General features: G+C 46.0%; 25 protein-coding genes, 1 pseudogene and 1 riboswitch. Of the genes and pseudogenes, 20 read left to right on the plus strand and 6 right to left on the minus strand.

What is annotated here, in order from left to right; genetic code table 11:
* The 8 genes and pseudogenes from LQ229_RS16265 to LQ229_RS16300 all read left to right on the plus strand — a co-directional run.
* A pseudogene (locus LQ229_RS16265) lies at window positions 1–105 on the plus strand (IS200/IS605 family transposase); the annotation flags it as partial.
* A 586-nt stretch (window positions 106–691) separates the two neighbouring features.
* Window positions 692–1,426 carry a hypothetical protein gene (locus tag LQ229_RS16270; protein WP_216538184.1) on the plus strand — a complete coding sequence of 245 codons (735 nt, stop codon included), beginning with the start codon at window positions 692–694 and terminating at the stop codon, window positions 1,424–1,426.
* A gap of 18 nt (window positions 1,427–1,444) precedes the next feature.
* Window positions 1,445–2,395 (plus strand): DNA adenine methylase, encoded by a 951-nt coding sequence (locus tag LQ229_RS16275; protein WP_216538185.1) that lies wholly within the window; start codon window positions 1,445–1,447, stop codon window positions 2,393–2,395.
* Between the two features lie 1,046 nt (window positions 2,396–3,441).
* A complete protein-coding gene (locus tag LQ229_RS16280; RefSeq protein ID WP_216538186.1) occupies window positions 3,442–4,131 on the plus strand; it encodes a hypothetical protein in 690 nt (229 codons plus the stop codon).
* Window positions 4,132–4,145: 14 nt separating this feature from the next.
* Complete coding sequence (locus LQ229_RS16285; protein ID WP_230192280.1) at window positions 4,146–5,033, plus strand: hypothetical protein; 888 nt, start codon at window positions 4,146–4,148, stop codon at window positions 5,031–5,033.
* Window positions 5,034–5,337: 304 nt separating this feature from the next.
* Window positions 5,338–5,934 (plus strand): recombinase family protein, encoded by a 597-nt coding sequence (locus LQ229_RS16290; RefSeq protein WP_216538188.1) that lies wholly within the window; start codon window positions 5,338–5,340, stop codon window positions 5,932–5,934.
* Window positions 5,935–6,644: 710 nt separating this feature from the next.
* Window positions 6,645–6,812, plus strand: a complete 168-nt coding sequence (locus LQ229_RS16295; RefSeq protein WP_230192281.1) for a hypothetical protein — start codon at window positions 6,645–6,647, stop codon at window positions 6,810–6,812.
* Window positions 6,813–6,889: 77 nt separating this feature from the next.
* The gene (locus LQ229_RS16300; RefSeq protein ID WP_230192282.1) at window positions 6,890–8,521 is read left to right on the plus strand and encodes a recombinase family protein; all 1,632 of its coding nucleotides are present in this window, start codon (window positions 6,890–6,892) and stop codon (window positions 8,519–8,521) included.
* 107 nt (window positions 8,522–8,628) lie between these two features.
* On the opposite strand, the gene LQ229_RS16305 is transcribed toward LQ229_RS16300, so the two are convergent.
* Entirely contained in the window at window positions 8,629–8,778 is a 150-nt protein-coding gene (locus tag LQ229_RS16305; protein ID WP_230192283.1) for a hypothetical protein, read from the minus strand.
* A 552-nt stretch (window positions 8,779–9,330) separates the two neighbouring features.
* Between LQ229_RS16305 and LQ229_RS16310 the strand changes: the two genes are divergently transcribed.
* Window positions 9,331–9,948 carry a hypothetical protein gene (locus LQ229_RS16310; protein ID WP_230192284.1) on the plus strand — a complete coding sequence of 206 codons (618 nt, stop codon included), beginning with the start codon at window positions 9,331–9,333 and terminating at the stop codon, window positions 9,946–9,948.
* A 311-nt stretch (window positions 9,949–10,259) separates the two neighbouring features.
* Here the strand turns inward: LQ229_RS16310 and LQ229_RS16315 are convergent, their stop codons facing one another.
* Complete coding sequence (locus LQ229_RS16315) at window positions 10,260–11,384, minus strand: DL-endopeptidase inhibitor IseA family protein (RefSeq protein WP_230192285.1); 1,125 nt, start codon at window positions 11,382–11,384, stop codon at window positions 10,260–10,262.
* A gap of 199 nt (window positions 11,385–11,583) precedes the next feature.
* On the opposite strand from LQ229_RS16315, the gene LQ229_RS16320 reads away from it, so the two are divergent.
* The 5 genes from LQ229_RS16320 (at window position 11,584) to LQ229_RS16340 (ending at window position 14,303) form a co-directional block, all read left to right on the plus strand.
* Entirely contained in the window at window positions 11,584–11,883 is a 300-nt protein-coding gene (locus tag LQ229_RS16320; protein WP_216538192.1) for a DUF2089 family protein, read from the plus strand.
* Entirely contained in the window at window positions 11,883–12,170 is a 288-nt protein-coding gene (locus tag LQ229_RS16325) for a hypothetical protein (RefSeq protein WP_230192286.1), read from the plus strand. The genes LQ229_RS16320 and LQ229_RS16325 overlap by 1 nt, the downstream gene beginning before the upstream one ends.
* Before the next feature lie 125 nt (window positions 12,171–12,295).
* Window positions 12,296–13,000: a sigma-70 family RNA polymerase sigma factor gene (locus LQ229_RS16330; protein WP_230192287.1), complete on the plus strand. Its 705-nt coding sequence runs from the start codon at window positions 12,296–12,298 to the stop codon at window positions 12,998–13,000.
* A gap of 13 nt (window positions 13,001–13,013) precedes the next feature.
* Window positions 13,014–13,457: a GNAT family N-acetyltransferase gene (locus LQ229_RS16335; protein ID WP_230192288.1), complete on the plus strand. Its 444-nt coding sequence runs from the start codon at window positions 13,014–13,016 to the stop codon at window positions 13,455–13,457.
* 18 nt (window positions 13,458–13,475) lie between these two features.
* On the plus strand, window positions 13,476–14,303 hold the full coding sequence (locus LQ229_RS16340; RefSeq protein WP_216538194.1) for a GNAT family N-acetyltransferase: 828 nt from the start codon (window positions 13,476–13,478) through the stop codon (window positions 14,301–14,303).
* Between the two features lie 41 nt (window positions 14,304–14,344).
* Here the strand turns inward: LQ229_RS16340 and LQ229_RS16345 are convergent, their stop codons facing one another.
* On the minus strand, window positions 14,345–14,938 hold the full coding sequence (locus LQ229_RS16345) for a hypothetical protein (protein WP_230192289.1): 594 nt from the start codon (window positions 14,936–14,938) through the stop codon (window positions 14,345–14,347).
* An 802-nt stretch (window positions 14,939–15,740) separates the two neighbouring features.
* Between LQ229_RS16345 and LQ229_RS16350 the strand changes: the two genes are divergently transcribed.
* Together LQ229_RS16350 and LQ229_RS16355 are read left to right on the plus strand one after the other, a co-directional pair.
* Window positions 15,741–18,350, plus strand: a complete 2,610-nt coding sequence (locus tag LQ229_RS16350) for an FtsX-like permease family protein (protein ID WP_230192290.1) — start codon at window positions 15,741–15,743, stop codon at window positions 18,348–18,350.
* A 22-nt stretch (window positions 18,351–18,372) separates the two neighbouring features.
* The gene (locus LQ229_RS16355; RefSeq protein ID WP_230192291.1) at window positions 18,373–19,080 is read left to right on the plus strand and encodes an ABC transporter ATP-binding protein; all 708 of its coding nucleotides are present in this window, start codon (window positions 18,373–18,375) and stop codon (window positions 19,078–19,080) included.
* An 85-nt stretch (window positions 19,081–19,165) separates the two neighbouring features.
* Here LQ229_RS16355 and LQ229_RS16360 read toward each other — a convergent pair whose 3' ends face one another.
* The 3 genes from LQ229_RS16360 to LQ229_RS16370 form a co-directional block, all read right to left on the minus strand.
* Window positions 19,166–19,612 (minus strand): YbaK/EbsC family protein, encoded by a 447-nt coding sequence (locus LQ229_RS16360; RefSeq protein ID WP_216538198.1) that lies wholly within the window; start codon window positions 19,610–19,612, stop codon window positions 19,166–19,168.
* A gap of 179 nt (window positions 19,613–19,791) precedes the next feature.
* Window positions 19,792–20,490, minus strand: coding sequence for a response regulator (locus LQ229_RS16365; RefSeq protein ID WP_216538199.1), 699 nt, complete (start codon window positions 20,488–20,490; stop codon window positions 19,792–19,794).
* A gap of 16 nt (window positions 20,491–20,506) precedes the next feature.
* The gene (locus LQ229_RS16370; protein ID WP_216538200.1) at window positions 20,507–22,033 is read right to left on the minus strand and encodes an ATP-binding protein; all 1,527 of its coding nucleotides are present in this window, start codon (window positions 22,031–22,033) and stop codon (window positions 20,507–20,509) included.
* Between the two features lie 268 nt (window positions 22,034–22,301).
* Window positions 22,302–22,481, plus strand: a riboswitch (cyclic di-AMP (ydaO/yuaA leader).
* A 118-nt stretch (window positions 22,482–22,599) separates the two neighbouring features.
* Between LQ229_RS16370 and LQ229_RS16375 the strand changes: the two genes are divergently transcribed.
* The 4 genes from LQ229_RS16375 to kdpA are packed head-to-tail and all read left to right on the plus strand — an operon-like array spanning window position 22,600 to window position 24,810.
* Entirely contained in the window at window positions 22,600–22,941 is a 342-nt protein-coding gene (locus LQ229_RS16375; protein WP_230192292.1) for a hypothetical protein, read from the plus strand.
* Window positions 22,923–23,030: a hypothetical protein gene (locus LQ229_RS16380; protein WP_230192293.1), complete on the plus strand. Its 108-nt coding sequence runs from the start codon at window positions 22,923–22,925 to the stop codon at window positions 23,028–23,030. Before LQ229_RS16375 ends, LQ229_RS16380 begins: the two co-directional genes overlap by 19 nt.
* Complete coding sequence (kdpF, locus tag LQ229_RS27325; protein ID WP_356711054.1) at window positions 23,030–23,107, plus strand: K(+)-transporting ATPase subunit F; 78 nt, start codon at window positions 23,030–23,032, stop codon at window positions 23,105–23,107. Before LQ229_RS16380 ends, kdpF begins: the two co-directional genes overlap by 1 nt.
* A gap of 32 nt (window positions 23,108–23,139) precedes the next feature.
* A complete protein-coding gene (kdpA, locus tag LQ229_RS16385) occupies window positions 23,140–24,810 on the plus strand; it encodes a potassium-transporting ATPase subunit KdpA (RefSeq protein ID WP_216538203.1) in 1,671 nt (556 codons plus the stop codon).
* Window positions 24,811–24,824: the final 14 nt, after the last annotated feature.

The raw sequence follows: 24,824 nt of genomic DNA on the forward strand, positions 1-24,824 counted from the left end.
GAATACATTCGCAATCAGCTGGCAGAGGATAAGAATTACGAACAACTCACAATGAAAGAACTGTTCGACCCGTTTACGGGTGAGTCGGTAGGAAAGGGCAAATAAAAAAGCCCCTTTGAGGGGCAAGACCGAGACCGCTCGCGGTTGGCAGACTTTCAGTGCGCCTTCTTAGGCGCTTGCTAGTACCATGCCCTTATAGGGCTGATGGAAGCCACCGGCTAAGCCGGTGGTTATGACTGAACAGACTGAATGTACCGCTGAGTTATTGATTCCTTGGGCAGAATTTGTATCCTGAAATGCCGAAGCACGTTTCGTTCACGGGTGATCATTTAGTAAAATCTCGAGTTATATTTGCTCGGTGCGTATATTTTATCTATGCCGTCAGTTAGGTTTTGAAAATAGCAGTCTTTTATAGGAAATCGGGCATTTTTCATGGAGTTACTGATGGGCACATGCTTCCAAACCCTCCGATCCGTATTCTCTATTAGGGGTACTTTTTGACGCAGATCAACTGGCTTTCCCGCGACATTTTTATGCTTGGTAGCAGTTTGAACGTAGCGGTTCATTGAGTCGGCTATTTTATTATGGATTCCCCTTACCAGATATTTTTGATAGAATTTACCTAGAGGTTATCGACAAGCTTCGAGCTCGTTGCTTGAGGTGTGATAAATTCAACGAGGGGAGAATCTTTATGTTACAGTTGGTCAAGGAGCGCAGCAGTGCCGCCGCTAGCGTACAAGCTAAGGAAATGGCGAATCCAGTAGCTGATCTCTGGGAAATAGAGCTTTTATACGGCAAGCATCCGTCATATTCGGAGAATACATATGCGGTGAACTTCACAACGAAACTTGAGGGAAACGCTTCGAAATGTTTCTTGGTTATTGATCTTCGGGATAGATTCGATGAATACCTGCGTGATCTGAATGTCTTCGGTGTACTTGAGAAATCGGATTTTCACAGAGTTATCGATTATGTAAAGCACTTAAAAATAAACGGTATCTTCAGGCGTGTACCTAATCTGCTATCGGTCATCGAGGGGTCTGCCAGTACTGATGACAGTTTGGAGCTATTTGAAATGATTGTAGACGCTGTTCTCAGCGATCCTGATGCCTTTCCGACGATCAGTAGCGATGAGTATAAGCATGGCGCTTCATCGGGGATACGACTTGACACGGAACAGTATGTCGAAAAGTATGGGAGAAATGCGGTCGGCATCACCACAGAGGCTTTGCTGGATATTTTGAATCTTGAGGGTAGTACCAAGAGCGTCCGTTTTATGGAGATCACGCGCGGCTGGCGGGAGCAAGGCTTCCTTCTTAAACTGAGCCGCCAATCCCGCTTACAGGAGCCTGTAAAGCCTAATATTAGCTCCAAAGAAGTTAAGCGCTTCTACATCTTCAGGATCGATGCCCTTGGGCAGGAATAGCTTGCTGGAGGGGGTTAGATGGGCGTGATTAGGCGTGAAAGTCGGTCAGAGTATAATAACGGGCATCCGCATTCGGTTATCAGTTATATAGGGGGTAAATCTCAGCTAATTTCCAATATCGTTCCGCTTATCATCTATGCAGCTAATACCTACAGCTTGAGTAGCTACTATGAGTTGTGCGGTGGAGGCGCGAGGATGCTCTTAAATCTCCCGACCGCTCTTTTCCAGCATCGCTCTTATAACGATATGGACAGAGGTTTATGTTCGCTATTTGCTTGTCTTGGTGATAAGCAGTACCTGTATGACCTGATGGCGATGCTGGAGGATTTAGGGGTAGGCGAAGATATCTTTCTTCGTGCCAAGCATGCACGGGAGTACGAGGCGCGAATGCTGTCGCAGGGGTCGGACTTCAGGCTTGATCTCGTCACTTCGGCAGCCTATGCTTTCATTCTCGCCATGCAGTCGAGGGCGGCGGATATGGAAACATTTGATTTCTCGCGCGTAAAGGATCAGAAGCGGCTCCGTTCGTATTTCAAGAGGATTCGGGAACTGGACTTGTTCTATCCGACTTTAGAGGATATTGAGGTTACTCGTGGAGACTGCCGCGAACTATTGAAGTTGCTGAATGGCAGGGATGATGTGTTCGCATATCTTGATCCTCCATACACTCCCGAAGAAATGGTGTTAAAGGATCATTACGGCGACCGTTCTTGGACTTTGGATGATCATGAGCGATTAGTCGATCTGTTGCTAAAAACAATCGGTGTAAAGATGGCTCTTAGCGGTTATGACAATCCCTGTTATGACAGACTTGTGTCGGCGGGCTGGCGGAAACTGTACCTCAAGAATGTTTTTGTAGCGTCTAGCTCCGAAGCGCGGCGCAGGAATGATGAATATCTCTGGATTAACTATGACGTTCCTGTTTCCCTTCTAGACCAGATATCCGAGTTTAATTATACGGCATGGTAGAGGAATGGTTCTAAAGCCATTCAGTTGGTTTATAAAACCTACATATCGGCTCTAAAACCATCAAAGCCATTAAAACCTATCGAAATGTGCTTCCTGTTTGTGCTCATGAGGGAGGCACATTTTGTATTTCCCTGTGAAGGTGGCTCTACTTTAGGGAAAGTGAAACTGAGTTAAAGTATATAAGAGGACATAGGAACGCCGAAAATCGAGCAAAGAAGCAACATTGTAAATAGTGCAACACGAATCGGTTAGGTCACCTCAATGGAGCAACTCCGCTTCCCTCCTACATTGGTTTCCTCCCCGCGACTTTCCCTATAATTTCGCTAATATCGGTTGCGCGGCGCAATATTAGTCGCTGGTAGAGTTTAAACGTGGTAGGCGTAGTTAGCCCGCCGCGCATTCACATACATGCAGCCATCACCTTTTTCGCCAGTTAACTTTGCTGGCAGTGATGGTTTGGAGGCGGTCGGCATACATAATTCGCAGTTTCGATGGTTCTTCTGGCAGTTTGGCGGATCGTTTTCCTTCCTTATCCCCTGAGGGGTACCGTTTAAAGCCGGACTTGGCTTGGCAGCTAGGCGCGAGAAGGCTAGTCATCGCCCAATCGTGATCGTATGCGCCTAATCACTCATTCTAATCGGTCAGTCTTATAGGGTATCAATTGAAAAATACAATCTGGATGCAGATCAAGCGATTGTATTTTTGTTTTCAGGGGTATCGCATTTTATGAAAACTTTTCGCCGCCGGGCATCTGAAAGGGCAGTAGCAGCTACGTTACTCTGAAAGCGTACTCCTACAAAAATCTCGGTTTCGTTCTTGTTGTATTTCCGTGAAATCCGAACGCCTTGGTAGCACTGCATTACCTCCTGCACTAATGACCGTAAACAAATATTAGGGCTGTTTTATTGGAGTACGCTTTCACTTTTTCTCGGAGTCCTCTACTCTCGCCCATCGCGGCAGTTAGGGGTACGGATTATGCTTTTTCGTTTGGAGTTCGTCATTTGCTGTATCAGAATTTCGCCAGAGGCGAGAGGGAGGAATTAGGTATGTTGATTTTCAAAGAGCTAGCCGAAGAGGTTAGCGAAGTACAGAATCGTCTGGCAGTATGGGATGAGGGAGAAGATCACGCCCAAGATGAGAAGAAGCTGGACTTGCTCTTACGGCTGGTCGCCTTTACCAACAGCTATGTCTGGTTATCACATGGGAAGTCGCGGGAGAAGCTCGCTTACTTCTTGAAAAACGGGTACGACTACCGTGATACGGCAGTAAAATTCGGAGTATCGGTCAAGTCCATTCATGCATCCGTCTCCTATGCAGCTAATCGCCTGAAAAAGCGTATTGGGCTAGCATTGGAATTGTTGCGTTCGGGTGATCTTGTCGCGGCGGAACGGGAGTTTGCCTTGGGAACAGGTGCTTATAACACGAATCTGTTTATCAGTGCGATCCATGATAGGTTCGTTCCTGTAAAGCATTCAGGGGTAGACCTGAGCACTTGTCACAAAGAACTTGGTCTTTTGTTTCGCTTTACGCATCACCACTTCGGTCGGGTTCTGGATGCCTTAGATCAGCAGAAGCTGGAGCATCTGCTGTTCGTTCTATCGCATAATGATCGCAGCTATATGACAGAACGCTCTATTCTTTTCCGCTGTTTGGAAGGTGAGTTTTCGCCTGATGAGGCGCTAGCTCTGTTGCGTGATTTTAACATCTACTCTGCACCAACTCTATTTGAGGATTGAGGTGGGGTATGGTTATGGACATGGATATAAGTTCTCATCCGTCTTGCTTTGAGTACAGGGGCATAGATGTATTCTTGCCTGGAGCATGCGTTAATAATCGGTTGCACGCCTATTTGTTCAGGTTAGGTCAACAGCGGAAGCGTCTCTATAAGTTTAACTGCCCGCATCCACAGCCGATGATCGGTTCGGATGATGTGAGGGGTATCAGCTTGGATGGGGCGCCGCTTGATACTTGGATCGCCAAATGCCAAGCCTTATTCTTGGCTCAAGGGGGTATCCAGTTGCCCGCTGGCTTTGTAAATGACCATCGGGAATCGCTGGTTAGCTCCTATTTGCTGGGCAGTTCCCTTTGCGTAGCAGAGACAAAATCGGGTGGGCTTTGGGAGTATAGTTTCGTGACCAAGAGTCCTGAGATTCTACGAGCGCACGAAGATCAATTGGCTCCAACTGATCGTAAAAAAGGGTTCGACCGTTTTTCCGAGCAGCTCTCGACCAGTTACAAAGAGCTAAGTAGCGGTTCGTATGCCACAGTCAGGCTATTCGCGGATGTGGATGGGGTTCGCCTTAGCAAGAGGACTTTAGGCGTAAGCAGTTCGCGTTTCATATTCCCTTATTACGGGGTGAACAGCTTTGCTATGCGGTTGAAAAATGCTTTGGAGCGACAAAAAGTACGGTTGACCTATCGTGATACAGGGGGCTTGCGCCCGCCGTTGGTGACTACGCTCGATACTGGCGTAGTTGCTAGCTGGCTTGGTACGACTCCTACAAAGGCTGAAATGACTAAGTGGGCGGATTGGAGCAGCAGTGCTTCTATGGGGTACATGTCACTCCCTGATCTTTCACATCGCGGTCAGTTTGTATCAGTACCGATTCTTCATATAGAGAAGATGGAACGTTGCTAGCGCTTCATAAATATGTGTTTATGGTTTCGCCCTATTTGCTTGCCCTTGAGGGGATTCGGGAATCCCTTTAAGGGTATTTTCTTTTGCTTTGAGAGGTTCAAAAACTATTGATACTGCTCCCGCTAAAAAATGCGAGTTATTTGGGTTCCAGATGGGTCGTTGGTGTTGCAAAAATATTCCCGTTAGCTTTTTCCCACAAATCCTGCAATTTGTTTGGGACAAATCTTCCCGTTTTCCTTGAGATTAAGTTTTAGGATCGGATATTTTTCTAGTCTCCTTATAACCATTAGGAGGCTGATAAGGTATGGCGAGTAAGGTTTGGGGGTATGTGAGGATCAGCAAGGCAGTTGGACAGGTAGAGGATCGGCAGGTTGACCTGCTGATGCAGGAATACGGCATTCCTGAGTCAGATATTTTCATCGATAAGATGAGCGGCGCACGCTTGGATCGGTCGGCTCTGGCGGAACTACAGCGTATCGTTCGCGAGGGTGATGTCATTGTGGTGGAATCGTTAAGCCGCATATCGAGAAGCTCGAAAGATTTATTGGCTTTGCTGTCCGATTGGGAGCAGAGGGGAATCACATTTATTAGCCATAAGGAGAAGCTTGATTTCAGTTCGACAACAGGCAAGCTTATGCTGACATTGCTTGCCGCTCTTTCCGAGTTTGAAAGAGAGACATTGCGTGATCGCGTGCGTGAAGGGCTTGCTTCGGCTAGAGCTAGAGGTCGAATCGGTGGTCGCCCCAAAACCGATAAGAAGGCTTTGGAAAAAGCAGTAAAGCTGTACGAAGCGAAGGCACATTCGATTTCGGAAATTGTTTCACTGACTACGGTGTCGAAATCAGTCCTGTATCGAGAGTTGAAGCGATTGCAGCAACAGGAACTGGTGGAGGAAGCGTAAAAAATTGCAGTTTGATTTTCTTAGACCATTCATTAATCGGTTTTATAGATGGTATAGGCTGAAAACTAGCGGTTGGTCATATGGGTTTCGTTTAGAAAGTATGGTGGGGTTTGCATAATTGGTGGTTCTGGTCAGTGATATGGCAGGTGAGCGGAAGACACTTCATTGAGGTGCTCTAGCGCTAACCTGTCTTTTTATGTGGGCTTGTTGCTCCGTTAGGGGGAGACATTTTGTTTTAGCAGTAGGAGATTCCTCCGTTTTCAGCACTTGATGGGTGAGCTGTTTTATTAGCTATGTAGGGGCAGTCGCTCCTAACTAATCATTTGTTTGGAGGAATGCGTAATGGGGGTTCTTAGTAATTCTGGTTTGAGAGTCGCTAGTTATTGTCGTATGGGCAATGAAAGTCGGTTATTAGAGGCGCGGCGGGAAGAAGCTGAAAGGCGCATGCAACTTATGGCTTCTAAAGCACAGCTCGGAAAACTTCATGTAATTCAAGGAATGGAGTTGTATTGGTTGTTTAGGGGTGCTTCGTCTCAAGAGTTGCGATAATTGCAGGACAATCTAACAATAAAAAATGTAATAATATGTAAATTTCGTGTAATTGAACGAGAACAAATGTTCTTTTATACTTGACTCTCTTTAACAGACCATGCTATTACATACAACAGCATTTGTCTGTAGAGGGTGGTGGTAAAGCAAATTGTAAAGGAATGGTGACCGAAATGGATCATTATACACAAGTTGATTCTTGTGGAACGCAGGGACTGGAAAGTAATACACTGCTGACTTTAGATGAAAAGGAATTGAAGAGAGAAGAGTTGATCGGTGTACTGGCTGGATTGATTAAAAATTATGCGATGAAGCAGCCACAGAAGTAACCTTGTTTGATACTTATCGGGTTTCCAGATTCTGGGAAGCCCACAAACTAATTTTAATAATCATGGAGGAATGTACAATGATGGTAGCAAATAGGAAGCCAAAAGCCGCGTTGTATTTGCGTGTATCGACTGAGGAACAAAAGAAGGAAGGCTTTTCACTTGGTGCTCAGGAAGAAATTTTGAAAGGGTATTGCGTTTCAAAGGGCTATGAAGTTTTCGAGATTTATAATGATGGCGGCTACTCTGGCAAAGACTTCAACCGACCGGATATGCAGCGGTTGTTAAGAGATTCAAGAGATCATAAATTTGATATTGTATTAGCAATAGCAGTGGATCGAATTTCTCGGAGCAATCTGGATGTACTGACTTTTGTTGATCGAGAACTTCATCCACGCGGACAAAAGTTGGTTATTAGTACATGCGATATTGATAGTTCAACGGAAACCGGGAAAATGTTCATTTCCTTGTTGGGAACATTTGCTGAATACGAACGCAGGTTGATTGTTGGACGAGTAAAAAAAGGAATGGAGAAACGAGCAAGCGAAGGCTTAACAAATGGAGGTCGTACTTTAGGCTACGATTCCGTTGATGGGAAATTGGTCGTGAATGCGGAGGAAGCCGCTATTGTGAAAGAGATTTTCGAACTTCGCGCTGAAGGTAAAGGGTTTAAGACCATTGCCACGATGCTAAACAAAAAGGGCAAGAAAACAAAGGGAACAAAGACCAAGCCGGGATCGAGTTTCAGTATTAATGCAGTAAAGACGATTCTTGTAAATGAGAAGTACACAGGCAGCATGAGTTGGGGGAAATTGAGAGATTGGAGTAGCAAAAGAAGGGCGGGCAAGTCAGATCCGACAATTGTTCAAGAGGCGCACGAAGCTATTATAGATATGGAATTGTGGAATAAGGTTCAAGCTGTCAACAAACTGAACAATGAACAATATAGCAGCCAAAGCAATAATCTTAAAGGTGAGTTCATATTAACGGGGTTGTTGCGTTGCCCTGTATGTGGTGCCGGAACAGTGATGAGTAAGTCGCAGAAGAGGGACGGTTCAGGCTACCACTTATACTATATGTGCCAAACGTACCACTCTAAGGGCAAGACGGAATGTGGTTCGAACCTAATCAAGAAAGAACTTGTAGAAGAACAAGTGTTAAAGTGGATTGGGACGATTCTTGCAGATGAACAGATCGTAGACGGTATCATGAATCGGCTGGAGCGTGAAGAGACTCTAGGTAAGGATGAGCTTGAGAAGGATTTGCATATTCAGCAGACCAGTCTTAAGAAGTTGCTGGACAAGCAGAAAAAACAGGACTCCGATTATTATGCTGGCGAGATCCGCGCGGCACTGTATAATCGGTTATCCGAAGCGATTGAAGATGAAATCAATAAGGTCGGGCAATCGATCGCACATCTTAAGCGTGAAATTGAAAAGTTAGAGTCAAAGGTCATCCTCAATAAGGATATAATAATTGAGGCTTTGCAGAATTTCGAGGTCTTGTTTAAGGAAGCAACCAATGATGAAAAACGGTCGCTCCTGCGGGCGCTGATTAAGGAAATTCACGTGGAAGCTGACCGCAAGAGCATTAAGAATATCGTCTTCTGGTTCACAGAAGACGATTCCTTTAGTCATTTTGCTTTACCAGTGAGTGACGTGCGGAGAACCTTATCACAAGTAGGGCGAAGTTTTTGCTGTGTACCCATATAATTATTAATATTGTTTGCATGGTGTGACTTTGATGTATCTGTACAGTACGGTGCGAATCAGCCAGAGTATACATTGTCATGTGCAGGGTGACAGAATGCTCAAAGTGCTCAGGATAAAGGAAAAGCCCCTTGCGCTATTGGTTCAGCGGAAGGGGCTAAGCTTAAAAAATGCTTTTCGGTCTCCTCGTTGAAGGAGAGCTCGACACTGCCGATGTGCTTCCTGTCGTCCAGCGTGATCCTCTTCACGATCAGATGCATTAGGGTCTTGCGCTGCGGGAAGGCCTTTTTGATACGTTCCTACGTACACTGGGATATCCCTAAATTCACCTTAAGCCATTGGCCGGATTCCTGTTCAGATCATCTTGGGAATTATCTGCTCGCGTTGCGAGTATTAGGAAAATGCCGATAACTGACATAACGATGACAATGATAAAGGAGATATGCCATTGTGTACTAGTTTCATTTTCATATGCTCATTCCCTCCTTTTATTGTTTTTACAAAATGAATCTATATTAGCTTTCATTATACATATCAAATGTCGAGAACTTATGCAGATCTCCTCTATTTTGCGATTTTGCGTGGATTTCTTTCAGAGAAAACAAAAACCTGATCCCATGCTCTTGGATGGGACTTTCATTATTGAACTCTTCGCTCAACAAACTGGCAGATTAGTGGAGTAATTAGGAATACATAACAAAGACAATCCACTGGATTATTATAACGCTATATGGGTATTTTTTGCAGTCTTGAAGTTTCAGTCGTTGCCAAGTACCCTAATGTTGATGAGGAAAAAAAGGGGGTGGGATTGAATGAAGCTAGGGGATATTTTCTTAAATAGCAGAGGTCGTAGTTTAAGCGATTACGGTTATAAGCCTGATCCAGGAGGTATTGAACTCACTGCTTCCGGCAAAATAGCCTTTTATCATTACACAAGGGAAGACAGAGTGGAGCAGATTTTATCTGCAAACGGCGGTCTGTTTGCCGGACGTCCGGTTGACGTATGTCCGAATCCACCAGAAGAGTTTACTGGTAGTTTTCTGGCGGAGGGATTCCTTGAGCCTCTTCCATTATGGTTAACAAGTAACCCTTATTTTGGTGACTTAGGAATTGAAATGGTAAAGAAATACATCGGGAATGTTTTGTTAAGAATTGAGGTGCCTTATAATTATAAAGGGCTTTTTATCGCTGATTACGCACATGTACTGGAAGGAAAACACTTAAATGAAAGAGGGTCGACGCCCCTTAACCTAGGTTATGATTGTAGTACGGGTAGAGAGGTTACTCAAGCATATGTTAATTCATATGTTTCTGCAAACCAATATAAAAACAATTATACTGCACCTGTAATGCAAGCAATCCGAAAAGGGCAAGGCATCGTTATTCCAGTTGAATATATAACTTTAGCTGCTGAACAACCGTTAAGCTAACGGAGTACGTTATTTGAACGAATCACTCATAAAAAGAACTCTCCAGACGAGGAGGGTTCTTACATTTTTATCCATGTGTTTGCGGGTGGTGTCAGCTACGCTGGTAATCCCCCTGTTTGGAGGAACTGAGTCCCTTCCGGAAAGCGAAAGTCCATAAGAAGCCGACTTCTTATGGACTGCAATCATAGGCGTTATAATACCTGAACGGGCCTACGCGGCGGAATTTCGAACTAGATATTGGGGCAGGATTGGTCAATGAATTTTTTTAGATGAGAAAAGATATAACGATGAGGGCAACGAATCTACCGGGTTTAACGAATCGCTTCCGGTGAATTGCTCAAACGCCAGCCTTTCTCTTTGCTGTAGACAAAACTGATTGTTTTGGTTTCAAAGCCATCCTCGCCTACTGGCACTTTAAGTGTGTAGGTAACATTTGTTTGCTCGTTCGGCTTCGTTGAAGAGACAACAGTCGCGTCCTTCCAGAACAGCTGACTGCCGGCATCCGCGTCTACTTGTGCCAGTTTACCGGCGATTTCGATTATCGATTTGCCGTTCAGTTTATCCTGAACGAATTTCTCGCTTGCTTCTTTTGTGTATATTTCTTCCAGGTAAGCAAGCAGCTTCTCTTTCGTGTTTAAATCTTCTCCAAAGAAGCGGTAGTTCAACTCGCTGCCTTCCGGTTTGAAGGTACTCACCGGGCCATCCGGCATCCTCCCACCATCAGAAATATGCCAATAACGCTTTTGCGCTTCGGCTGCGAACCGGATGACGGTCTCGTTATCCAGCTTTTGGTTAGGTTTATTAAACGATAGCGGCTGCTCCTTACTGTCGGTAGCGTCTCCATAGTCGGTAATTAGCCACTGGTCATCGAACTTCTTCACGATCACTTTCAACAACCATGGCCCTTCACTGCCTTCTGAAGTCGCCATTTGGAAGTTCACAAGGAATTCTGCGGTAGTGGCATTTACTTGCTTTTCACTTTGAATCGCAGCGCTTGACACCCATGGACTGGAAACGCCGATCACCCAGCCGCCCTCATCGGCAACTCTTTTGTCTCTAATATCCGGAGCGAGAATAGCGTGCAAGAGCGCGCCATTGCGTGTCTTATAGCTAGTGATAAACGACTCTGCGGCTTCTTTTGCGGAGTGGGGAGCAAGGGCTTTCTCCAGCTGCTCGATCCGCAGCTTTTCCTCTTCCTTCCCGGTGTCAATCAATACTGCTTGCCGCTTGGCATCCCAGGTTACCTTCGCTCCTATAATCTCGCCAAGCGATTTGACGGGAACCATTACGTGGTTACGGATATTTTCAGGTGCGCTGCTTGTCTTGATGACATTTCCGTCGACAATTAATTTGATTGGATTGTTGGCAAAGACAGTTCCTGCCACAACCGATGCGATTACCATTGCGGTTGTAATGCTGAGCCAATGTTTTTTCATTACGATCTCTCCTGTTACCGTTAAGATAATATTTCCAATACATAAGACGATTTCGATGATGAAATGTTTCGAGAAGTAGACCAATTTTACTTTTACTATTTATCGATAAGATGATGAACATAAATTAAATTAAATGAAATTTTTATTGAATAAAATTTATATTTGTTTTAATATAATTAATTATCAGGGGGTGAAAAAGATGAATCGTGAAGATGTACCAGCCTGGATATTAGCTCTGGATAAAGAATCCCTTGAATTCATAAGGAAATTTATCATTAATTCCGGGTCATTAAAAGAAATCGCAAAAATTTATGATGTTTCCTATCCAACAGTAAGGGCTAGGTTAGATAAATTAATCCAGAAAATTGAATTGCATAGCAAAACAGAAGATGTAGAGTTCGTAACGATGATTAAAAATTTGGTCATCGATGAGCGGCTTAGTTTAGAAACCGCAAAATTGATTATCGACAAATATAAAAATGAGAGGACGGATGGCTAATGTTTCATGTATATGGATGGTTGATCGCAATTGGAGTGCTGGTCGTTCAATTTTTATTATCTCGAAGAACAAATGTTTACTGGGGAGCGATCTTACCCGTTTTGTATGTGGTCTTTATCATCATCTGGTTACCCGAAAGATTTGGGAAGGAAATCACATTCTCCGTTATATTAGCCGCTGTAGGCGGGTTGGTTTTTCTATTAGGCATGTGGATTAACGGAAGAGAGTATCTGAAAAAGAAAAGGAAGAAAGAATTGGAGAAAATGGAGTTGCACGATATCGAGTAAAGGTGTGATTGGAGTCTTTCTTAAATTTCTTTGAAATTTTTAGTTTTTGATGAACCAATGAGCCCCTTTCTACATCTTAACTCATAGTACAAAAAATCAAGCACAGGAACAGGAGGTTTGACGATGTGACCGTTGCTTACGACTTTCAGCGGGATGTCGGCCTTGCCATGGGTGGAGACAGCGATGCCTTCATCAGGCTAATTATTGCTCATAAGAATAATCTTTATGGCTTGGCACGTACATACCTAAATCGCGACGAGGATTGCGCCGATGCGATACAGGAAACGATTTACAAAGCATTTAGGGGTATAGAAACTTTGAGAGAACCCGCATTTTTTAAATCATGGCTATCCCGAATTCTGATTAACGAATGCATCCAGTTGCTGCGGGCACAAAAACGGGTGCGCATCATCGGACAATCCGAATGGGATTGCCATACCGCGAACGTTCCTTATGAGGCAATTGAATTGAGAGAAGCGGTAGCATATTTAGAGGACGATCTGCGAAACGTCATCCAGCTTTATTACTACGAGGATGTTCCCATTAAAAAAATCGCCAGGCGGCTTGGCGTCCCGGAAGGCACGATAAAATCCCGGCTGCACCGTGCCCGCGAGCTGCTGGCCGAAGTCCTTGAATCCCCCGACGATAGGAGAATGATGTATGACCCGAATCTAATGCAGGAGCGTCGCCGAAATAATCCCATTCCTTTGCCCTGCGTCGTGGTGTGCGAACGAATCGATGCGGCGCTTTCCTGCTTGTCAAGAAGGCTACAGACCGAAGCTTTGCGGTTGGCCGGTACAAATCTAGAACCTGTTTTGTCTCTCTTGTGAAGGAGATGCTTTTATGGAAGATGTCTGGTTAGACGGCGAGATCAAAATAAGTTACGACTACAATGAAAAACATTACGACTTTGTAGCGGACAAACTGTATGAATACAATGCGAAAGCGTCGCAAGGATTGCTCAAAAAACCGGAGCATGACGTCTATTTATTTTTGAAGGAGAAGTCTGGACAAGTGGTTGGCGGAATCTTTTGCGAAACGTACAACTATTGCTTGTATATCGATATGTTCTGGATTGCGGATGTTTACCGCGGCAAAGGCTACGGCAAAGCGATGATCGCGGAGGCCGAAAGGGCCGGCAAGGAAATGGGCTGCGTCTTCGCGCATACATCGACTTTCAGCTATCAATCTCCGCATTTTTATCAGAACATGGGTTACGAGGTTTTTGGCATTCTGGACGACTATCCGGACGGAATCAAACAATATTTTCTAAAGAAAAAGCTGTAGAAGGAGCGAACTTCGAACGTGATTTACAAACTTGATAAAACCGATTATGAGAAAATAAAACCATTGCTGAAAAACGAGCAGCAAAATGACCTGACACTACATGCGATTATAAACGGCAACAATCGCGGCACCGTTTACGTGGATAACCCGGAGCATCCGCGCACGGCAATGATCGACGTTACCGGAACGATCTCGATGTTTGTTGGGGATCATGCGAACGAGGACTTTTTTCGTTTGCTGCCGGATTTTATCGACAACCAACTGAAGATGGATACGCTGGAATCATGCGGCGGTACATATTTCCTGGCAGTGGCAAGCGATAAGGCTTGGGAGCTAGCGATAGAGAAAGCGATTTCGCATCGGGAATACGAGATTGATTTTGAGTGGTACCACACATTCATTGCGGACCGTTTTCATACGCTCAAGAACAGCTTTAGACCGTTGCCTGTCGGTTATGCGGTTCGAAGAATGGACAAAGCGACGATCGAGAATGATCCGGAAGAAATCCTCTCCGAAGTGTTAAGCGAATTTTGGCACTCGACGGACGATTTTCTTGCAAAAGGCTTAGGCTACTGCGTGGTAAAGGGCAACAGGATTATTAGCGCATGCCTTTCCTGCTGTGTGAATGGCCAAGATCATGAGATTAGCGTGGAGACCTATAACGACGAAGACATGAATAAAGGCTTTGCCACATTGGCGTGCGCCGCGTATTTGGAGCATTGCCTGGCAAATGGCATAACCCCGCATTGGTCGGCACTCGAGACGAATAAGGAGTCTCTTCGTTTAGGGGGGAAACTCGGGTTTGAATTTGCATACAAACGCAAAACTTTTGAATTTGAGTTTTAAGTTAATCCCCTGGAAAGGGAGCGACGTTAAGTGAGCTGCAACTAACATTTGGCTGCCAGAATATTGCCGACTCCTCCGAGCCTTCTCATGATCTCTTCGTCGTAAACAACCGCTTTCTCTGTCTCGTTCCGGCCCAAGCAAATCATGCATCGCATAGCCGCGAAATAGCCGAGTATATCTTCGCCGTTAAGCGATTGGAGTTCAGTTTCCCCCGTATCAAGATACGGCTCCGCTCGATCGAGGACGTCCTCCGCTTCCTCAAGTCGATCGAACGTGGCCAGCGACCAAGCATACAGAACAGCGAGGTTATGTATAAGCAAGTTCTCGGGAAATTGTCCGAACCAGCGCAACAGCATATGCATTTCATTACGGAGCAATTCCGAAGCTTCTTGTACAATAAGCTCGCAAGCCGTATTGAAATCGACCGCGGCTACTGCATGTTCGACCGCTTCCACAGTATAGCCGTTGATCCTGAACCATTCACTTGCACGCCGGTGCAGTTCAGGTACGATTTCGGCATACTGACGGGTTAAGCGATTATAGAGCAAACGACCGAACATATGGTGATATCTGTACCATACGCGGTCCCGATCCAGCGGGATCAGGAACAATTCGGCTTGAACCGCTTCATACAACGACTGGCCGCAAACGGAATGTCCGTCGATGAACGAGTAAAGGTGATCAGAATATTAACAAGTGCCAAATTGGTCAGAAAAATTGGGGATCCATTGGGGTATTCAAGAAGAGCGTATGCCAAATTCTTTACCCAACCGGCCCACCAGAAGTTTTATTTTTTCTTATCCAGTCTGCTGAAAGATTATGAGATTAATACCTTCAAAAATAACGTTTCTGCATTTGGTGTCCTAACAGAAAGCGGGGAAAAAGTTAAATTTGCCGATTGCTTGAACCGGTTTTAAGCGAACGGGCAGCATTGTCCATTATCAACACAACATGTACAATAGACGATGCAAATTTAATTTACTTACGCATGCCGATTTTCTCCAAAACCCTAAAATTGTTTGGTCTACAATCGCCGCGAGACCCAGACTAGAGACCAGGAAGTTTATAGTCTCCGGTCCGTGGCTGTGACAGAGAGCAGTGGGGTACAATGATAGCGATAGCGGTTGCAATTGAAATTCCTGCACCCCCAATACCCCCTGCCGTTCGGTGACGTGTTCGTGTTAATGCGCATGCCGTCACCGAGCATGGTGGGATAAACCAGTCGATCCTAACTCAAGAGATTGGTTCACGAAAACATGTCAAATAACCCTACGGAATACATAAGAGCATCTTTAGATTTACGATTTGTGTCTGGACTAAGGGGACGAAGATTATAAGCTCCCCTAAGAGAAAGTTGGTGCTATTATAGGAATATTTTGGAAAATGGGAGCCAGAAATTTCATAGCCCAAATACGGCAAACGCTGCTCACCGTATGCATGGGGTCTATCGGTGTCATTCTGATTTTTTCTTGTTACTTTGTCATTTCATCGATTACACATAGTAAATCACAATGGGAAGAAAAACATTTTGGTGTAATTGGTTCGGAGATTTATTCACGTGTCGGACTTGATTTGACCGAGGCTCAGATTAAAGATGTCAAGACGAAGCTTCAAGCCAGAAATATTGCCAGTCTTCCCTACGTGTCCAAGTTGGTTTCCGTGCACAGCGGGAATAATGATGAAGCCAGGGAAGATAGCATTGTCGCGTTAGGATTTGATTTTCAGCAGGCACAGCAATTAGAACCCAAGCAACCGCTATGGTCTACTGATCCCCTGACAACAGAAGAAGCGATTGTATCGGTTCCGCTAGCACAGCGGCTGGAACTTCGTGTTGGCGAAACGATGATCATCTCGTTTGCCGGGCAAGGAGTGCCTGTAACGATTCGTGACATAGTAGAGGAGCGCGGATTAACAGGTTTTCGCGGAACCATGCGGGCGCAAGGGACTATTATTCTCTCGGACAGGCTTGCGCATCAGCTATTCGGCGTTCCGGAAGCAAGCGCACACAGTATGTTACTAGCGACGGACAAGATGTATTCAGCATTACCGGGCACTTCCTTCTTTACGGATCTCACGGAGAGAGCAATCAAAAAAGAAGCGCTAGCTCATATGTCGCTGGTGCAGGGTATTTTCACGCCTCCATTTTTGTTTTTTGTCGCTGTTTCTTTGTTCGCTGGCATTCTGCTATTGGCGCAACTGTTCAATATTTTGAAAGAAAGGCGCAAATATTATCTTGGCGTGCTTCGATCGCTTGGACTTAGTAACCGCAACTGCTTTGTCATCTACTTGAGTGAGTGTGCGTTATTGTGTGCGGTCACTACCATCTCGGGAGTTGTTCTCGGAAATGTACTCGGTTTTGGCTTGCTGTCTGCTAATGTATTTTATATCGAACAATTACTGGAACAATATGCCGCTTACACCTATCCCATCCAACCCTACGTGGATGTGAAGGCAACATGTGGGATTGCATTAACCATGTTTGTTATTTTCTTGCTTCTCGCTTGTTTTGTCGGGCGTTTCATTAAGCGCACCTCCATTCTGCACCTAATGGGCAAGGAGGATAATCGTGTGAAACCGGCACAGAAGCGTCTGCTCAAAATTCTTGGCAGTCTCCTTGTCATAGTGGCTTACATTTATTTCAATTATTCCGCCACGGAGGAGCTTACTGCTAACGATGGGCTTAATGCAAATGTATTCGGTTCGATTATAAGCTGGCTTGTTGGAGTGCTAACAACTGCCTATCTGATGTTTCTCCTTGTACCTTGGATGAAACGGGCGGCCTCTATTTTGCCGCATCGATGGCTGGATCGTCTGGCTGTTACGTTAGGTACGCAGTACCCGCATCTGCGGTTTGGTCGTTCGTTCGGCATCGTTTTGTTGTTTACGGTATTATCCTGCTGTTTGATTGTGATGATAAGCTTCGCTTCCAATGTTGAAGATTTTGCCGCTGCAAACAAGAGAGATTCTTTTATGGCTACCGACGCCTATATGTCTTATGTTGATGAACGGGAAAAAGATAAGCTGACCGGCAATATGAATGAAGTGCGAGAAATTGTCCATGGGGTTTCCTACGTGGATACGTACAGAATAAGAGTTTCATCTCCCGACAATACACTTGAACTTACCGAAGTAACCCCTACAAATGATAACAAATGGGCATATTCGCAAGTTGTGTGGGGAAAGTGGCTAGGGGAAGGTTACCAATTACCGCTCACCTCCCGCGCGCCGCAATTTCAGAGCGATGCAGAAGTATTTCAGGCCATGAAGAATCAAGCGTCTGTCGTTCTCGTGGATGATAAATTGGAAGGTACATACCAGGCAGGCGATCAGATTCCGCTTCGCTTACTGAAAGGCGGAGGCAAGGAGGAGAACCTGATTGGAGAGGAAGTGGTCACGATAGCGGGAACATTTGCCATTGGTGACGCTAACCCCTTAAATGGCAGGGTATTTATAGTTTCTAACGAACTTTACAATAAATATAGTGCAAACGGCGCTTATAAGCACCCTGGAGAGCCCAAAGGCTATGCGCTATTGCAGCTTACTGATACAGATGTGACGGCGGCAGATCCTATAAAGACGCTGAAGTATCATTTTACAAAAACAGCTGGTGTTACGGTGAGTACGCCTGGTGAGGAACTGAAAATCATTACGACGATTGTGAAAGCCGAATTCACGCTGTTCTCTTACATTATGTCATTCATGATGCTTATGGCCTTGCTCGGCATGTATGTGATTCAGATTCGCTCGGTACAGGAGCGGGCTCCGCATATGGTTATGTTATGGCAGATGGGGGTAAGTCACAAGTCGTTGAGACAGATTTTTATCGTAGAGGGTTGTCTGATTGGGATCGTTGGGTTGATTAGCGGTATTGTGGTTGGAAGGCTCGGTTCGGAGATGCTGATGCGTCTGGCGTGGATGGGTGTTGAGTTTTCGTTCCCTTATCTGAACGTGGCCGGTCTCGTCATCGGATTGCTGATCTTCATCTGGTTGTTCAACCGATTCAGCACAGCCGGATTAAGACGTTTACAGATCAGTCGGACAGAGTAACATGGGAGGAGGTTTCTAGATCATGATTGTAGCCAAAGCTGTTCATAAGAACTACGGCATGGCAGCGACTCCACAAACGGTCGCATTATCAGGGGTGGATTTACACATCCATAGGGGCGAGATGGTAAGCATTATGGGGCCATCCGGTTGTGGCAAGTCCACGTTGCTTTATACGCTGTCGGGTATTGAGCCGGCCGACAGTGGCGAGATTTGGTTCGACAAGCAAGCGATACACCAAATGAGCGAAAAAGATGTCTCCGCGCTCAGGCTGACGTCGATGGGTTTTGTCTATCAGCAATACAATCTGATTCCTGTGTTGAATGTCATTGATAACGTGGCATTGCCGCTTATCAGTCAGGGCGCTCAGAGGTCAGTTGCCCACAAAGCTGCTAAGGCGGCACTCGAAGATGTCATGCTATCGGATAAGTTGAAGGCCATGCCGCATGAACTGTCCGGAGGACAAGCCCAGCGGGTTGCAATTGCCCGCGTTATTGTCCATAATCCTCGCGTCATCTGGGCTGATGAGCCTACCGGAGCTTTGGATACTGTGACATCGGAAGCGATCGTAACTCTGCTGCGCAAGATCAATGCAGATAAGCAAGTGACCATCGTTATCGTCACGCATGACCCGATAGTTGCATCAGCAACAGATCGTGTCATCCGTATGAAAGACGGAAGACTAACCGATTCTGTTGAGCGCGACAGGGTGGAAGAAACGGGCGGAAGATAAGCCATGAGCGTGTTTAGTAATGCTAATTAATGCTGCCCGTTCCTAGATGATGCTGCATTCAGGAACGGGCAGCATTTTCAGATGATTAAAGAAGAACCGCTTCAACGTGATTTAATTCTTCCAATGCTTGAGGTTGTATTTTTAGTGTGTACGTTCGCTCGCCAGTACCTCCATAAATGAATGGGTAATGGTACAGGTTTTTATCTATAACGAAAGGTAAGTTTAGACCAATTAAAGGAATGCTACCTACTTCAAATCCTGTTGCTTTCTTAACTTCTTTGCCTGATGCTAATTTAACTTCACTACACTCCAATATTTCGGCTAATTCATCAAAATTGACTTTCCCGCGACTCCCAGACACAACGACCGCAAAGAATCCTTTATCGGTATTTATGATTAATGTCGGGGCTGTTTGTCCAATTTCGATTCCAAAATAGTCTGCACCGTCTTGTGCCGAAAGAATTGCCCTTTCATGTTTCATCAACTCGTACGAATATTTACATTTCTTCAAAATTTCCTTTAAGTGTTCCATACCAACACACCTCCACTTGGTATATTTTAACATACCCTTTAGACGGAAGCGAAACATTCCTCAAACACGGCATGCCTGAATTGTTCAGGATAGTAACACATTCATTCGCTTGTTCCATCTCTGATTGTGTCAGTTTGAAAGTTAAGCTTGCCCTATACAACATTCGAAAACGTTCGCGGTCATTCAGCGGCGAGAAAGCGATATCCAACGCCGGGTTCTGTTACAATGTATTTTGGTTCCGCAGGATTGTCTTCAAGCTTCTTCCTCAAGTGCCCGATGTATATGCGCAAATAATGCCGATTGGAATCGTCGTGTTCGTTCCAAACTTGTTTCAACAATTGGCTTTTCGTAATGACTCTTCCAGCATTAAAGGCTAGAATTTTCAACAAATCAAACTCCGTCGGAGATAGCTTGATCGGTTCTCCCTTCAATTCCACACTTCTTTGCGCAACATTGATCATCAGTTCTCCATGGTGCAGGACGGGCTCTTCTTGGGACCCGGCCGAGTGTCGAAGCGCTACGCGAATCCGCGCCACAAGCTCTCCCATCCCGAATGGTTTGGTCACATAATCGTCAGCCCCGTTATCCAGCGCAATGATTTTATCCGCCTCCCGGTCAATTGCAGTAAGGACGATTACAGGCAAATTGGACCATTCCCGAATTCGCCTTAGTACAACCAGGCCGGATTGATCCGGCAATCCCAAGTCGAGTATCATGAGATCCGGAGCGTCAAGAGAAGCTTGCTCTATTCCCTCTTCCCCGGTTGACGCTTCATATACGGTGTATTTATGAGCTTGCAGCGTCACTTTGAGCAATTTCCGTATCTGGGAGTCGTCTTCCACAACAAGAATTCGAATGTTATGTTCATGGTTCATCATTCGTCACGTCCTCCTATTAATTGGTGGCATATTGGTTATCTTGGTCAAGCGGAAGGGATATTGTTATGATCGCTCCTTTTGGCTCGTTAGGCTTTGCGGAGATGGTTCCCCCATGCAATTCCGCGATCCCTTTGCTGATGGCCAGCCCCAAGCCCGTTCCCGTGAGCTGCCCGGTTTGTTCGGAACGGTAAAACTTTTCAAAAATGCGTTCCAATTCATCTTCCTTCAGCCCGATTCCTTGATCGGCAACAGATAGTTGGGCGAATTCGCTGTCTACCTTGACAGACAAGACGATCTCACTATGATCTGGGCTATATTTGATCGCATTGCTGAGCACATTGATTAGCATTTGCTCGAGCAGAGCTTCATCGCCAAGAACGATGGGGATCTCATCGGGCAGGTCAAGGCGAATCGTGCGATGCTCCTGGTAGCCTTTCAACTGCATTAAAGTCGAGCCGATGATTTCCTCCATTTCGCATTCATTTTTCCGTAATGTAAGCATGCCGCCTTCGAGCCGGGCCATACCCAGCAAATTCAAAACCAACCGATTCATACGAAGCGCGCCATCCCGAATGGTGACAAGAAGTTCCATTCGTTGCTCGGCGGTAAACAGTTTCTCGCCATCGATCAGCCCCGTTGCCGAACCGATAATGGCTGCGAGCGGAGTACGGAGCTCATGCGAGACGGAATTCAGAATGGCGATGCGAAGCCGCTCGGATTCGGCGGTCAGATGAGCCAGTTTTGCCTCTTCCTCGAACTTGACGCGTGCGACCGCACTGGCCGCCAGTCCGCCAACCGCTTCAAACAACAAGGCTTGTTCCGGTAAGGTTTCGCTTCTCTCGCGCTGGGAAATAAGAACCATAACTCCGAATCGGTGTTCCTCGATCTGAAGAGGGATAAAGTGCCCGATGAGTCCGCCCGTATGGGAGATTCCTTTTTCCAATGGCTTACCTTGTTTGTAAACGCGTTTAGCAAGAGCAAGCTCGGCTTGTTCCTGCACATGATGGGCAAATGGGCTGGAACGACGGGCGAGCGTAAGCTCATTGTTGTTTTCAACCAGATAGATCGTGACGTCCATTTTCAGGGTTTCAGATAGCTGCCGGGTAAAACGGTCCAGCAATGATGGCATATCGACGGCAGAACCGATCTGTTTACTGAGCGCATAGAGCGTAGCGGTTTGCTTTTCTTTTTGCTTGGAATAAAGCACTTGTTGTTTAAGCCGCGCTGCCAAACTGGCTGTTATAACCGCGACCGCCAAATAAACGGCAAAGGATATCAAATACCTTAAATCTGCGACCGTGAAACTGATTACCGGCGGCACAAAAAAGAAATCAAAGGACAACAAGCCGAGCAAGGCTGCAAAGAATGCCGGCCGCAGTCCCCAAACTGCGGCATTCAAAAGAACGGGGAGTAAGAAGATCAGTGCAATATTGGTCGTTTCAAACGCGATACCAAATGGCTTTAACAGGATCGTCATCCCGGCGATAAGCAGTACGGAAATGATGTAAGGATGCCAGTCGAATTTTGAAAGGGACTTTGTCATGGTCTGTGCCTCCCATATCAATGATGAATCACTTTTACCATAAGCGTACTGTAAATAAAGCGTAAAAGAAACGTTATCCGGGGGTAAAAGTTCCGTAAAAATCTTGAAAATGAAAGAAAACAAGAGTAAAAGGGAGGAAAAGGAAGATCCCGAGCGATGAAGCATTCAATTGCAATTAGACAATAAAATTTACACCAATACCCGCCGTGCATGGCTTTACAATTTTTTGCATTCGGCGTAACATACGATTCATGAATTCAATGATTCACCGTTTTATTCGCTGAATTGCCTTTCAGGCAAACGGGGGAACCAATTGCGGAAGCTTGTGTGAGAGCGAGCATTCGCGCGGGGTGAATCCTGCCACCGAGATTCGACTCGTTGGCAGGTAGGGCGACTCTCACCGCCCGAATCCGTCAGCTAACCTCGTAAGCGACATAGGAGAGGCAACATTTATCAAAACCAGACACGGTTTATTCGCTGTGTCTTGGAAGTTGATGAAAAGCGACCTCTTTTCGTCAGCTTCTTTTTTGTTGCCTCCCCGTTTATGGACAGGAGGGACACGCGTGATGATTCAAGACGATTATTTTCTCGTTTCAGCGCCGACGGAAGGCGGCCAAGCATTTTTGCGGACGTTGGCGATGAAAGAAATGCCATATGCTGCATTGACGAACAATAAAACCGAAAAGCAAGTTCTGGAGGAAATCGGAGTCAAGCATATTCTAATGGTGAATGCAAAAGAAAGTCGCGCACCGATGATACCCGAGATGCCAATCAGGAAGGTTTACCTGTTTGAACAAAGCTTGAATTGGTGTTGCAGGTACATTCAAATATGCCGTCTCTGGACGACAAAACGAGAAATCGTAAAGTCTGAAAAAGGAGGCATGAATGTATGCTGGATATCGGAATGATTGCCTTGGCGGCTGCACTGGCCGCATCCATGATTGGCCTTGCCGGTTGGGCAGGCAAGGTTGTCGAGGAAGGACGTGGGGAAGCATGATGTGGGCGCTGGGGATCGTCGCAATCTTCATGTTTGTCTATCTGGTTTACGCTTTGGTTAAACCGGAGAAATTCTAAATCCGCTTGTTTTTAGGAAGGAGTATCGTGATATGGCCGGAATCATTGCCATTGTTGTTACATTATTGCCGGTGCTGCTGCTGGCTCGGCCCACCGGACTATATATGGCCAAAGCTTTTGATTATAACCAGTCAGGACTCGATCGATTTTACGGTCCATTGGAAAAATTGATTTATGCCATCGGAGGCATTCGCCAAGAGAATCAAACCTGGCGGAAATACGCCGCGACATTAGTGGTCAGCAATACCGTCATGATCTTGCTCGTTTATCTCGTGTTCCGAACACAGGCGTATTTGCCGTTGAATCCGGCCGGCATTGCCAATATGGACCCAAGTCTTGCGTTCAATACGGCGATCAGTTTTATGACCAACACGAATTTGCAGCACTACAGCGGTGAGAGCGGATTATCGTATTTGTCGCAAATGATTGCCATCGTTTTTATGATGTTTACGGCTCCGGCCACTGCGCTTGCCGCGGTGTTCGCTTTTATGCGCGGGCTGGCGGGCAAGCCGCTAGGCAACTTTTTCGTCGATATGACTCGCGCCATTACGCGGGTTTTGCTGCCGATTGCCTTTGTCACGGCATTCATTCTAATTGCGCAGGGGGTTCCGCAAACGCTGGAACCCGCGGCGGTCGCTCAAACGCTTCAGGGCGGAGAACAAACGATTGCCAGGGGCCCGATGGGTTCGTTCTTGTCGATTAAAGAGCTTGGGAATAACGGCGGGGGATTTATGGGCGTCAACTCGGCCCACCCGTTTGAAAATCCCAATGCGATCAGCAATCTGATCCAAATCTTGCTGATGATGCTGCTTACGACATCCCTGCCGTTTGCATACGGGAAGATGGTTGGGAATGCCAAGCAAGGACGAGTGCTGTTTGTTTCCATGGCCACGCTTTTTATTGTTTTGCTAGGCGTTTCGCTGACAGCCGAGAATGCCGGCAACCCTGCTTTGAACGCGCTCGGTATTCAGCATAATCAAGGGAGCATGGAAGGCAAGGAAGTCCGATTCGGTCTGGCGCAGTCATCGTTATACTCCGTCGTCACCACAGCCTCGGAAACGGGGGCGGTGAACACGATGCATGATACGTTAACGCCAATTGGCGGTATGATCGCCATCGCCAACATGATGCTGAATACCGCATTCGGCGGTGTCGGGGCCGGCTTTATGAACGTACTGATGTACGCCATGATCGGTGTGTTTCTATCGGGCTTGATGGTAGGTCGTACACCGGAATTTCTGGGTAAAAAACTGGAAGGCAAGGAAATGAAGCTGATTGCCGTCACGATGTTGGTTTCGCCTTTTCTAATTCTGGTTCCAACAGCTGTCGCGCTGTTCAGCTATCCCGATACCATCTCCAATCCGGGCTTTCACGGCTTAACGCAAGCGATGTATGAATATACCTCGTCTGCGGCCAACAACGGTTCCGGGTATGAAGGGTTGGGCGATAATACGTTGTTCTGGAACATTACGACAGGAATCGTGATGTACGTGGGCCGTTTCTTCTCCATTGTCGCCTTGCTTGCAGTAGCCGCTTCGCTTGCCGCCAAGAAGCCGGCGCCGGAAACAACAGGCACCTTCCGGACAGACACAGGTTTGTTCGCCGTAGTATTTTTGGCCGCTGTGCTGATCGTTGGTGCGTTGACGTTCTTTCCAAGTCTCGTACTCGGTCCGATTGCGGAACAGTTAACATTGAAGCCATAAGTTTGATTTAATGG

Source organism: Paenibacillus sp. CECT 9249 (assembly GCF_918697855.1).
In the GTDB taxonomy this organism is placed as follows: Bacteria; Bacillota; Bacilli; order Paenibacillales; family Paenibacillaceae; genus MSJ-34.